General features: G+C 66.3%; 9 protein-coding genes and 1 pseudogene. 9 read left to right on the top strand and 1 reads right to left on the bottom strand.

Translation table 11 applies throughout. The features are described 5' to 3' along the window. The first annotated feature begins 12 nt into the window (after positions 1-12). The 9 genes from rplK to H507_RS0112000 all read left to right on the top strand — a co-directional run bounded on the left by rplK (position 13) and on the right by H507_RS0112000 (position 11,750). Positions 13-444 carry a 50S ribosomal protein L11 gene (rplK, locus tag H507_RS0112040; protein ID WP_022910953.1) on the top strand — a complete coding sequence of 144 codons (432 nt, stop codon included), beginning with the start codon at positions 13-15 and terminating at the stop codon, positions 442-444. Between the two features lie 125 nt (positions 445-569). Next, on the top strand, positions 570-1,277 hold the full coding sequence (rplA, locus tag H507_RS0112035; protein WP_022910952.1) for a 50S ribosomal protein L1: 708 nt from the start codon (positions 570-572) through the stop codon (positions 1,275-1,277). Positions 1,278-1,401: 124 nt separating this feature from the next. Continuing rightward, on the top strand, positions 1,402-2,532 hold the full coding sequence (locus H507_RS0112030) for a winged helix DNA-binding domain-containing protein (RefSeq protein ID WP_022910951.1): 1,131 nt from the start codon (positions 1,402-1,404) through the stop codon (positions 2,530-2,532). 287 nt (positions 2,533-2,819) lie between these two features. Continuing rightward, positions 2,820-4,304 carry a sugar transferase gene (locus H507_RS0112025; RefSeq protein WP_084707824.1) on the top strand — a complete coding sequence of 495 codons (1,485 nt, stop codon included), beginning with the start codon at positions 2,820-2,822 and terminating at the stop codon, positions 4,302-4,304. A gap of 317 nt (positions 4,305-4,621) precedes the next feature. Further along, positions 4,622-6,004 (top strand): tyrosine-protein kinase domain-containing protein, encoded by a 1,383-nt coding sequence (locus H507_RS16635; protein ID WP_022910949.1) that lies wholly within the window; start codon positions 4,622-4,624, stop codon positions 6,002-6,004. 8 nt (positions 6,005-6,012) lie between these two features. Further along, positions 6,013-7,302 carry a lipopolysaccharide biosynthesis protein gene (locus tag H507_RS0112015; protein WP_022910948.1) on the top strand — a complete coding sequence of 430 codons (1,290 nt, stop codon included), beginning with the start codon at positions 6,013-6,015 and terminating at the stop codon, positions 7,300-7,302. Positions 7,303-7,692: 390 nt separating this feature from the next. Then, complete coding sequence (locus tag H507_RS16630; RefSeq protein ID WP_157438979.1) at positions 7,693-8,568, top strand: hypothetical protein; 876 nt, start codon at positions 7,693-7,695, stop codon at positions 8,566-8,568. A gap of 113 nt (positions 8,569-8,681) precedes the next feature. Continuing rightward, on the top strand, positions 8,682-11,042 hold the full coding sequence (locus tag H507_RS0112005) for a right-handed parallel beta-helix repeat-containing protein (protein WP_022910946.1): 2,361 nt from the start codon (positions 8,682-8,684) through the stop codon (positions 11,040-11,042). Between the two features lie 156 nt (positions 11,043-11,198). Next, complete coding sequence (locus H507_RS0112000; RefSeq protein ID WP_051139816.1) at positions 11,199-11,750, top strand: arsenate reductase/protein-tyrosine-phosphatase family protein; 552 nt, start codon at positions 11,199-11,201, stop codon at positions 11,748-11,750. 84 nt (positions 11,751-11,834) lie between these two features. On the opposite strand, the pseudogene H507_RS17980 reads toward H507_RS0112000, so the two are convergent. Next, a pseudogene (locus H507_RS17980) lies at positions 11,835-12,444 on the bottom strand (hypothetical protein); the annotation flags it as partial.

Below are 12,444 nucleotides of genomic sequence, written 5' to 3'. Positions count from 1 at the left end.
GGACCCACAACCATGCCTCCCAAGAAGAAGGTTGCGGCCCTCGTCAAGGTCGCACTCAAGGCTGGCGCAGCCACTCCTGCTCCTCCGGTCGGTACCGCCCTCGGTCCGCACGGTGTCAACATCATGGAGTTCTGCAAGGCCTACAACGCCCAGACCGAGGCCCAGCGCGGCAACGTCATCCCCGTCGAGATCACCATCTACGAGGACCGCACGTTCACCTTCGTGCTGAAGACCCCGCCGGCCGCCGAGCTGATCAAGAAGGCCGCCGGACTCGACAAGGGCTCGCCCACCCCGCACAAGACCAAGGTCGGCAAGCTGACCCAGGCCCAGGTGCGCGAGATCGCCGAGACCAAGATGCCCGACCTGAACGCCAACAACGTTGAGGCCGCCATGAAGGTCGTCGCCGGCACCGCTCGTTCGATGGGCGTGACCGTCGAGGGCTGAGCACTCGCTCAACCCACCCGCACCTTGGACGAGTCCCGGGTGCACCCCACATCCCCCTGGGAGGGCCTCGCGCCCGCACCAGAACTGGTGGATCAGCCCACGAGGCTGACATGAAAGGAACCAGCATGAAGCGAAGCAAGGCTTACAACGCCGCTGCCGAGAAGATTGACGAAGACCAGCTGTACTCCGCGGAGCAGGCTGTTGATCTCGTCAAGCAGGGCGCTGCGGCGAAGTTCGACGAGACCATCGACGTCGCCATGCGACTCGGTGTCGACCCCCGCAAGGCCGACCAGATGGTCCGCGGCACGGTCAACCTTCCGCACGGAACCGGCAAGACGGCACGGGTCCTCGTGTTTGCCACCGGCGAGAAGGCCGAGGACGCTCGCGCCGCGGGCGCCGACGAGGTTGGCGCTGACGAGTTGATCGAGAAGGTGGCTGGCGGCTACCTCGACTTCGACTCCGTCGTGGCGACCCCCGACATGATGGGCAAGGTTGGTCGTCTGGGTCGCGTGCTCGGCCCCCGTGGCCTGATGCCGAACCCCAAGACCGGCACCGTCACCATGGACGTGGCCAAGGCCGTCAGCGACATCAAGGGCGGCAAGATCGAGTTCCGTGTCGATCGCCACGCCAACCTGCACTTCCTGATCGGCAAGGCCTCGTTCACCGCGGAGCAGCTGACCGAGAACTACTTCTCGGCGCTCGACGAGGTGCTGCGTCTGAAGCCGTCGACCTCGAAGGGTCGCTACATCAGGCGGATCACCATCTCGTCGACGATGGGCCCCGGGGTCAACCTGGATCCGTCGAAGATCAAGGCCGAGGACGCTGAGGCCTGAGCCTCTCCTCGTGACCATGTGACAACTCAGCATCCTGACCAGCGGGTCGCCTCCTCCGGGTGGCGGCCCGTTGTTCGTCCCACCGGGCCACGGGTTGTCAGGGGAGCCAGTTAGCCTTCCCATCATGGTCGACACCCACCTCGGACGAGCCCGCCTGCTGGCCCAGGGGCTGGTCACCCGTCCGTACGCCACGCCGACCGAGGCCGTGCGGGCCCATGGCGCGATGCAGGGGCAGGATCTGCCCGGCGCCATCGCGTCAGCTGCCCTGCGCACCCGAGATGGCACCGCCGAGCAGGTGATCGCCGACCTGGACGCCGGCCGCTTGGTGCGGGGTTACCCCATGCGGGGCACCGTCTTCCTGATGGCGGCCGACGACGTTGCCTGGGTCTCACAGTTGTGCAACGCACCGATGCTTCGGGCACAGGCCGCTCGCCGCGGCCAGCTCGACCTGCACGAGGACCACGTCGAGGTGGCCTCCGCACTCACCGCCAAGGTGCTCACCGCACATGAACGTGGCCTACCGCGGGCTGGCCTGATGCAGCACTGGGACGAGGTGGGCGTGCCCACTGACGCGGGGCGCGGTTACCACGTGCTGTCACATCTGATCGGGCGTGGTGAGGTCGTCTACGGCCCCTGGAACGGTGTCGACCAGAACGTGGTGGGGCGCGACAAGCTGCCAGCGGGTGGCGACCTCGAGAGTCGATTCAACGGCGACCGCACAGCTGCGACGGCCGAACTGCTGAGGCGCTACCTCACCAGCCACGGTCCGGCGACCCTGCGCGACTTCGCGTGGTGGACGAAGCTGCCGCAGCGCGACATCAGACCCGCCTTCACCCTCATCGAACACGAGGTCGAGAGGTTCACTGGGGCTGGGCCCGAGCAGGACGGCGAGGTCCGCTTTGCGCGCCCGGGACTGGCCGACGAACTGGCCGAACGGCTCGGCGGCCCCGACAGCTCCGACCACCCGGAGAGCACCGGAACGCGACTGCTGCTGCCGGGCTTCGACGAGTTCGTGCTGGGCTACCAGGACCGATTGTTCGCGATGTCTTCGAGCGAGCACCACCTGCTCGTGCCCGGTAACAACGGGGTGTTCAAGAAGTCTCTGGTGGGCGGCGGACGGGTGGTGGGAACCTGGGCGCGCTCCGGTCGTCCTGGGAAGCGAACCCTTGAGCTGGCGCCGTTTGGACGGCTCACCAAGAAGGACCTTGCCGAGTACGAGCGGCTGTTCGAGGAATTCCCTTTTCCCCTGCCCTGAACCCCGGGCGCACCAACAGGTCGTCGTCGCTGGCGGCGGGCACGGCTGCGGCCCACGAGCTGGCTAGGTAGTCGAGCTGACAAGCGCTGACGGTCAAGGCGTGAGATTTTGAGCAATCTGCGCGCGTTGGGTTCGCGTGACCCTCGGGTCGGTGTACGCTTCGTGACTCAGGGGGGTGCCGTGAGGCACACGCTGCCGGGATCTTGATCCGTGGGCGGCATGAAGGTGATCCGGGGGGAACGCCACATGTGGGGACAATTCTGTCGTTGTGTCGCGGGGGCGGCGCAATGACAACGATCAACAGTGCGAGTGCACTTTTCGAAGTCGGGCGTTTGTCGCGCCCGGCGAAGCTTCGGGCCTGGGCCACACCGTTGTCGTGGCCACGTCGCCTGCACCTGGCCGCTCTGGCGGCAGACGCGGGTGCGTTGGCTTTCACCATGACCCTGGCCACGCTGGTGTGGACGAGGGGCCGGGACGGACTCCATCTCGCTCATTCCAGCCTGACGCCGACCATGGTTGCCGTCTTCACGGGACTGGTCTGGCTGCTGGCGCTCGGGCTGGTCGACAGCCGTCGGCTCACGGTGATGGGGGCGGGCCCCCGCGAGTACCGACTTGTCATGGTCGCGTCGGTGCGGGCGCTGGGAGCCGTCGCGATCACGGGCTGGGTGCTCGACCTGGACGTCTCGAGGCTCTTCCTGCTCAACTCGTTCCTCGTCGGCGGCGGGTTGCTGCTCACCGAGAGGTGGCTGTTGCGAGGCAGGCTCGCGCGGTCGAGGGCGCGGGGCGAGAACATGGTGCCCACCGTGGTGGTCGGCGGTCAGGACGACGTCGCCCCCATGCTGAAGCAGCTGGAGTCGAATCCGGCGGCGGGTTACCGTCCCATCGGGGTCTGCCTTCCCAGTGGGGGAGGATCAGGCCTGACGGTGGCTGGGCTGCCGCGGATCCCGGTCGAGGTGCTGGCCGGGATGCTTCGACCCATGCCGCGCGCAGCCGTGGTGGTCGCCGGTGGGGTCTCCGACCCGGAGGTGGCACGCATCACCGGCGCGCTGGAGGGCAGCCCGGTCGAGGTGATGCTGGTTCCCAGACTGCTGGACGTCCCGGGGCAGCGGATGTCGTTCATGCAGGCGGCGGGACTCAACCTCGTGCGCGTCACCCTTCCCCAGTTCGAGGGCTTCAGGTACGTGGTGAAGCGCAGCTTCGACGTGCTCTTCGCCGGCGCTGCGTTGTTGGCGCTCCTGCCGGTGTTCGGGGTGATCGCGCTGCTCATCAAGCTCGAGGACGGTGGCCCGGTCATCTACCGCCAGACCCGGGTCGGGCTGCGCGGTGAGACCTTCACCATCCACAAGTTCCGCAGCATGCACCTGGACGCCGACAAGCGCCTGGCCGAGCTGAGGGCGTTCTCCGTCGGAGCAGGGCCGTTGTTCAAGATGGAGCACGACCCGCGCATCACCCGCACTGGTGCCTTCCTGCGCAAGCACTCGCTCGACGAGTTGCCGCAGTTCTGGACGGTGCTGCGCAGCGGGATGAGCGTCGTGGGACCGCGACCGCACCTGGCCAGCGAACTGGACGCGTTCCCGCAACACGCCCTGCGCAGGTTGCTGATCAAACCGGGCATCACCGGTCTGTGGCAGGTCGGTGGACGCTCCGACCTCTCGCTGGACGACGCCATCCGTCTCGACCTGCGCTATGTCGAGAACTGGACGCTGGGCGAGGACGTGTCCATCATCCTCAAGACCGTGCGCCACGTGCTGCTGCCACAGGGTGCCTACTGAGGGAGTCCCGTCAGGGATTCTGCGACGGGGATCGTCCGGGTCGGGGGGCCCGGACGATCCTCCTTGTTCGGGCCTGGTCAGGCGGGCCGGTTCGTGGGTTGGCTTGGCAAAACTCACATTCACGTAACAACTGGGGGCGGGCGGGGAGAAGGTGAGGTCTGTGATTGCTCGCGGTGTAGGCTCGCGGCGCGGCTGTGGGTGACCACCTCCGCACGGGCTCGGCACGGCGCCATCCCGCATGGCACGAACAGAAGGTGCTGAATGGAGCGTTCAGTCGTCCGCGGAGACACTGTCAAGCGCCGCCGGGGACAACGCCGATGACCGTTGCCCAGTACGTCCATGTTCTGCGTCGCAACCTTCTGCTGATCATTCTCTTGGCCGTGGTCGGGGGCACCGGCGCGTATTTCTACTCCCACACGCTGCCGAAGCAGTATCGCTCCTACGCGTCCGTGATGGTGGTGCCCGTGCGTGGCGAGAACACCAGTGAGGTCGTGCAGGGCGCCAACTACGTCGAGAACATCGTGCAGTCGTACGCGCTGTTGGCCACCACCCCGTACGTGCTGCAACCCGTGGTCGACAAGCTTGACCTGGGGGTGTCGCCCGGGCAGTTGGCGCGGCAGGTGAACGTGGTGACCCCGCTCAACACCGTGGTGATCCAGCTCGCTGTCACCGATTCGTCGCCCCAGCGAGCGCAGAGCATCGCCGGTGCCACCTCGGATTCGCTGATCGCGGCAGTGAACGAACTCTCGCCCAAAATCGGTAGCGAACCTGCGGTGCGTCTGGAGGTCATCTCGCCCGCCACGTTGCCGCAGGGGTATGTCTCGCCCAACAGCAAGACCTATGGCATGGTCGGCGCCCTGGCCGGATTGGTGCTCGCAGTGGGCATCGCGCTGACACGAGAACTCCTGCGCTCCCGGCCCCGCAATGCCGACGACGTCAAGGCCCTGACGGATCTCCCGGTGCTGGGCGAGGTGCCCCAATTGGCGCGTAAGGCCAACCTCGCGAAGAGCGTTCTCATGGCACCCCGGGGCCACGCTGCCGAAGCCCTGCGCGCGGTGGCGGCCAGCCTGAGATTCGTGTCAGTCGACCAGCCCGCGCGGATGATGATCCTCACCTCGGCGCGACCGTTCGACGGCAAGTCCAGCATCTCGGTCGCACTGGGCGTCGCGTTTGCCGAGGCGGGGCGACGCACGTTGGTGATCGACGCCGACCTGCGCAATCCCTCCATCGCCGACCTGACCGGGGTCGAGGGTGGTGTCGGCCTGACGACCGTGCTGGTGCACGACTGTGAATTCGACGAAGCGGTGCAGCCCTGGGGGCACAAGAACCTCAGCATCCTGCCCGGAGGGGTCCTGTCCCCCAATCCCGGTCAGTTGATCTCGTCGGGCCAGTTGAACGAGACATTGGCGCTGGCGAGGGAACAGTTCGATGTCGTGATCATCGACACTGCGCCGGTGCTCGCCGTCAGTGATGCCCTGTGGCTGGCCCCGCACACGGACGGGATGATCCTGGTCACGCGAGCCAAGAAGACCCCCACCAGGGCACTCCTCGCGGCCATTGACACGGTCACCTCGACCCACGCCAGGGTGCTCGGTCTGGTGGTCAACGGGGTGCGCATCCAGCGGGACAGCAAGTACCACAGCAGGGAGTACGGCGCGACCGCCCGACATCGGGAGCTACAAGACGCCAGAGTGGACTAGGGACGGCGGTGTTCAAGGCTCTCTCGGCGCGCGGGCTCACCACCCTCACCTCAGCCATCTTCGGCATCCTGACCGCGCGGCTCATCCTCGGTCATGCTGGGGTCGAGTACTTCGCGCTGTATGCGTTGGTGACGGTTCTCCCGTCCTTGGTGCAATTCCAGGACTTGGGCACTGGGGCTGCGCTGGTCAACACCATCGCCACTGCTGATGCCCCCGACGATGACAGTCACGTCACCGACACACTGACATCGGTGTGGCGGATCATGCTGAAGTTCGCCGTCGTGCTGACGGCGTTGAATGTCGTCCTGTTGGTGTCGGGCGGTTGGATGTGGCTGCTCGGCGAGCCCGGGCTCCTTCCACGAGCGTCGTTGGTCGTGTTCACGTGTCTGTCGGTGTGGGCCGTCGCTGTCCCGCTGGGCATCTGGCAGCGCATTCTTCTTGGCCTCCGCAAGAACCACCTGACCATTCTGATCCAGGGGCTGATGGCGCCCATCAACTTCCTGCTGGTGTGGGTGCTGATCGGTTCGGGATCGGGAGCATTCCCTTTCCTCTCCTTGGCGTCGTATGTCGGCGCCTTCGTGATTGCCACTGTCGGCATGGCGGCTTCGGTCCGGCACCTGGGACGAGCGGTCGGAAGGGCCTGCCGCCAAGTCTTCAAGCCCGCTCACCATCCCGGTGTGCGGGTCATGGACGTGGGTTGGCCGATGATGGCGCAACTGCTGTCGGCGCCACTGTCCATCACCGCACAGCGGTATGTGTTGGCCCGATCCGGGACGACGGGTGAGCTGGCCGAATACACCGCCTCCGCGCAGGTCTACCTAGCCTTTTTGGGAATGATCAGCGCCGCCGGGATAGCCCTGTGGCCCAGCTATGCCCGCCGCCGGGCAGCCGGGCAATTGACCAGTGGCCCATTCCTGCTCAGTGCCCTTCTGGGCGCTGCCAGTCTGGCCGTCATGGTCGTGGTGGGGCTCCTCCGTGGCCCCGTGTTCGCCTTCACCACCAATGGTCAGGTGCCCGTCCATCTCAACACCGTCATGGCCTTCAGTGTGATGATCGTGATCCAGGCCTGCCTCTACCCGTTGGGCATGTTCATCATGGACAAGCCCGGTATTCGTTTCCAGGCGCTCCCCACCGCTGCGATGGCCGTAATGTCTCTCCTGTTGGCCATTGTGGTGACACCACGTCTGGGGGTGGTCGGGCCCATCCTGAGCAACTGCCTGTGCGTCCTGGTCTTCCAGCTCGTGCCCTTCACCCTCTACATCCACCGCCACCGTGCCCGACTGTGGCAGGCGGCCTGAGCCATGGCAGTCATTGCGCATCGCTCCGTCCGGGCATCTGGCGTCAACGCGGGCGGGGCTCGCAGGGTCCACCTCGACTCGCTGGTTGCTGCCGTCACGGCACTGGGAATCGGAGCTCATCTGCCCCTCCCGGGGCCACTGACCTTGACGCTCGTACTCTCGGTCGCCCTACTGCCGGTGTGGCTGCCGCACCTTGCCCGGCACCAATCCGGGGTCGTGGCCCTGACAGGTCTGGGCGCCATCCTGAATGGCCTACTGCTCAATTCGGTCAACGCGTCGACACATCACATCTCGGTCCCACTCACTGAGGCTCAGATCGTCCTGATCCTCGAGTTGCTCCTGGGTTCCGGTGCTCTCGTGTGGGTCAGATCTGTCGTGGGGTCGGGGTGGATGGGGCTCCTGTTCGGGTCCGGAATGCTGCTGTCGGTGCTGCCACGGTTGAGCGCCGACAACCCCTGGAAGTTCAGCCTGTCGCTGCCGGTCACGATCTGCCTGCTGGCCGCTGCCTGGCTGGTCAAGGCACGAACGGGGGAATTGGTCGCGCTCGTCCTGCTCGCACTCGTGTCTGCCTTGAACGACTCGCGCTCTGCCGCCTCGATCCTCGCCACCGCCTTCCTCATCCTGTCCTGGCAGCGGGCCAGGGCTGCGCTCCAGCTCCGGTCGACCGCCCTGCGAGTGGGCGTCAGCATCGTGCTCCTGGGGTTGATGACCTACTTCGTGATGCAGTCGTTCATCCTGCAAGGCTTCCTCGGCGAGGGTGCCCAGCTGCGCAGTGAGGCCCAGATCCGCTCATCAGGGTCGCTGCTCCTGGGTGGGCGCCCCGAGATCGGTGCCACTTTGGCCCTGCTCAGGGCCTCGCCCGGTGGCTACGGGCTGGGAGTCGTACCCAATTTCGCCGACATCTACACCGCGAAGTCGGGGATGGAGCGGCTCAACTACGACGCCAACAATGGCTACGTCGAGCGCTACATGTTCGGTGGCGCCTTTGAGGTCCACTCCGTGATGGGCGATCTGTGGCTTCGGTGCGGACCCATGGGACTCGCGTTCCTGCTTGCCATGCTCGTGCTGGTCCTTCGCAACAGCGCGGCCCGACTGGCGGAGGGTCGCGGCCGGGCGCTGACCACCTTCCTGGCCATCCAGGTGGTCTGGGATGCGTTCTTCAGCCCGTTCTACACCACGGCGGCGCTCGCGCTCACGGTGGCTGTTGGTCTGCTGGTCCGGCTCCCCACCAGGGCAAGGGACGACGCGGCCGGCGTTCCTGAATAGAGCCTGAGCGGTTTCGGCGAGTCTGAGAGCGAATGCTAAGGTGCCCCGCAAGGGGGTCCCTCCCACCATGGGACGGGTCCCCCGAACACCTCCTCCCCCCAAGGAACCCCCCCATGGCTCGTCCACTTTCCAGGCTGACTTCGCGCGCCCTGGTGCTCATCCTCGGCACCACCGCCGCCCTGGTCGCCCTTCCCAAGACCCCCGCTGTCGCGGCGGACACCTACGTCGGTGCCGTGATCGGCACCCGAGGCACGTCGCTCGGCAGCGCTTCGTACACACCTCCAGCCGGTGCCGTCTATGCAAGCAATGCCGGCTCTGACACCAACCCCGGGTCCTTGTCCAGCCCCGTGAAGACCGTTGCCCGGGCACTGGCCCTGGCTCCGTCTGGCGGAACCGTGGTGCTCCGTGCGGGCACCTACCACGAGTCCGTGACTGTCACCAAGCAGGTGACCATTCAGAACTACCCCCGCGAAGTCGTCTGGTTCGACGGCTCGCGCGCCGTCTCCAACTGGACGAAGTCCGGAACGGTCTGGGTGGCCCCCTGGTCGACGTTCTTCGCCTCCAGCGGGGGAGCAACGCGGCCCGGCTATCCGTACGCTCCTTACCCCGCCCAGGTCTTCATCGACGGGGCGGCGCTCGCACAGGTCGGCTCGTTGGCGGAGGTCAAGGTCGGCACCTTCTTCGCTGATTCAGCCAACAAGCGCCTCGTCATCGGAAGCGACCCCACCAGCAAGCGAGTCGTCTCCAGCGATCTCACCCGTGCCATCGGCATCATGACCACCAACGTCAACCTGAAGGGCTTCGGTGTCAGGCGCTACGCGGTCACGGCCGCCTCTCGCGCCGCGATTCTGATGGACCCCGACGGCGGCACCTTTGAGCGCCTGGTGGTTTCCGACAACGCCTACATCGGTCTGGCGCTGAGTGGGTCCAACAAGACCATCCGCAACCTCACGGTGGAGCGCAACGGTCTTATGGGCCTCGGCATGGATCGTGCCGACAACGTGGTGGTGACCAACTCGATCTTCGGCCAGAACAACTTCGAACGGTTCCCCACCCTCCCGGTCGCAGCGGGCGTGAAGATCACCAAGGCCGCGAAGGCCAGGATCACGAACAACCTGTTCAGTGCCAACTACCTCTCCGCCGGTCTGTGGTTCGACAACTACAGCTCCGACGTCCTGATCGCCAACAACTCGATGGTCAATAACGGGGAGCAGGGCATCAATCTCGAGGCCGCCACCCGCGGGATTGTGGCGAACAACGACGTCATCGGCAGCCGCAAGGGTATTGAGCTGCGAGACACCGACACGGTCAAGGTCATGAACAACCACGTCCGTGGCTACACCCTGTTCGGGGTGTACCTGGCGCAGGACGACCGCTGGACGAACCGCCCCAGCAATGCGCCGGCCACCCACAGCCTCCTGGTGAAGAACAACACGGTGGCCAACAACGTCCTTGCTTGTGGTGCCCGCTTCCAGATCTTCGGCAAGGATGACCACACCGGGATCCCGATGGCCGACTTCGACTCCACGATCACCGGGAACCTCTTCAGCCAGTACCGGCAGAGTCCCGAGCTGAACATGGTCGGCTGGGGGGCCCCGGTGTCAGGCGGCACGGAGTTCCTGCAGAGCACCGCGGCCCTGGCGAAGAAGGGCTCCGGCTGGACGAACCTGCAGAGCAGCGCTTGTGTCACCAACCCCGAGAGCTCGGTGGACTTGTCAACGCAGACCACTGCCGCCATGGCCATCCCCTCCGACGTGGCCTCGCTTATCGGGGTGTCGGCTGGTACCAAGAAGATCGGTCTCGTCAACACGACCACCGCTCCCGTCACCACCGTGGCACCGCCGACCACCACCTCGGGTGTGCTCGACTCGGACGCGTTCAACCGCACCCTGTCCGGCACCTGGGGATCGTCCGACGGCGGCAACCCGTGGAGCCTTTCCGGAGGTTCGTCGGCTTTCTCGGTGACCGGCGGCTACGGAATGGTCAGCCTCAACCCGGCCGACAATCGGGTGGCAACACTCCCGAAGATCGCCACCACCTCGACCTCCACCACCACCACGGTGGCAGTCGGCTCGCTGCCCACCGCGGGCGCGGCGAGTGTGACCGTGATCGGACGCCAGGTGAGTGGGTCGGTCTACTCGGCTCGAGTGCGGGTCGGTGCCGACGGATCTGCCCGACTCCTGCTGCTGAGGGACGAGACGCAGCTCGGTGCAGCGTACGGCCTGGCTCAGAAGTACGTGGCGGGCCAACAGCTCAACGTCAAGCTGCAGGTGTCCGGCGCCGCGCCGACCACGGTCAGGGCGAAGATCTGGGCCGCCGGCCAGTCGGAACCTTCCGCCTGGACGCTCACCGCTCAGGACTCCACCGCCGTTCTCCAGTCGGCAGGCACAGTGGGCATCAAGGCCTACCTTTCAGGCACCGCGTCCTCGAACGTGAAGGTGCGGGTCGCCAGTTTCACGGTGGTCAAGCCCTGACGGCACGTAGTACGTAGCGAACTGGGGCGCCCACAAGGCGTCCCAGTTCTGCGTTTCAGGAGAGTTGAGGCCCCCGGCAGGCGAGTCGCGTCGGGCTGGCGACCCTATGCTGATCGGGTGACGGACGCTCGGACTTCAGACCAGCGACCTGCGCAGGTGCTCTTCGTCTGCACGGCGAACATCTGCAGGTCGCCGACGGCGGAGATGACGTTCAGGCGATTGTTGGACGAGCGGGGGATCGGCCCCGTCAGCATCACCAGCGCGGGCGTCGCGGCCACGGATGGTCAAAGGCTCGACTCGACCGTCGCATCCCTCCTTGCGGGGGACGGGATCGACGTGACTGGTTTCGCCTCCCGGCGGCTCGAGGATGATGACGTGATGAGCGCCGACCTGATCCTGACCGCCACGAGGCAACACCGATCGTCTGTGGTCCAGCGGGTGCCCAGGGTCCTGGGCAGGACATTCACCCTGCTGGAGTTCACGACGCTCGCTGCGAACTTGGCGTGCGGATCCTTGCCGAAGGGCCCTGATCGGCTCTTGTGGCTCCGTGACCAAGCCGCTGCCCACCGAAACCTGCTCCTGTTGCCGGATCTCCCCATGGACCTTCCCGATCCCTACATGAGGCGGCGGGCTGTGTATCGCGCCTCGCACAGGCAGATCGGTGAAGCGCTGGAGACCCTGGCCGATCTCCTCGGGGCTGCTCGCTGACGGGGCGCCGCCCTCCCGACATGCGAACACACAAGGGCCCCGGGCAGCTGCCCGGGGCCCCGTGCAGGTGTCGCCACCGATCGATCAGATCGCTGTCACCTTGTAGTTGTCGAAGATGAACCGGGTGCTGGGATTGGTCGACGTCGAACCCACTGTCGCCTTGACCCCCACCGAGCCGGCCACCTGCATGGTGCTGGTCGAGTCGGTCGATGTGATCTGCCATGCGGTGGGTTCGGTGCCGGCGTTCAGCCACGCCTTCACCTTCACCGTGGTGGGATTGGTGCCGCTCACCTCAACCTTGACGTGCACGACGTCGCCAGCCTGGTAGGTGACGTTGGGCAGCAGGTAGCTGCTCCCGAGCGCCGTCTCGTCCCGCAGGGCGTAGAGCCTGAGCGCGCCCGTCGCCTCGAAGCGAACCCGGCCGCCGTAGTACGACGAACCCACTTGGCGTCCGATCACCGTCACGTGGGGGTTGGCGCCCCCCGTCGTCGACGGGTCGGCGACGAGGTCGACCTGACTCAGCGTGGCCGTCGTCGAGACCGAGTTGACCAGTGCCACCCGGTTCTGCGACGGAGCAAGGGTGATGACCCCGGTGCCGCTCGACACCGAGAAGGCGGCGCTGCCACCGTTCAGTGTCCACGGCCCTCCGACGTCCGCGCTGCCCCAGCCGCCGGTCACCGTACGACCGAAGGCA

Source organism: Aestuariimicrobium kwangyangense DSM 21549 (genome assembly GCF_000421525.1).
Lineage (GTDB): Bacteria > Actinomycetota > Actinomycetes > Propionibacteriales > Propionibacteriaceae > Aestuariimicrobium > Aestuariimicrobium kwangyangense.
The sequence above is the reverse complement of the archived record's forward strand: the minus strand, read 5'-3'. Positions and strand labels throughout refer to the sequence as shown.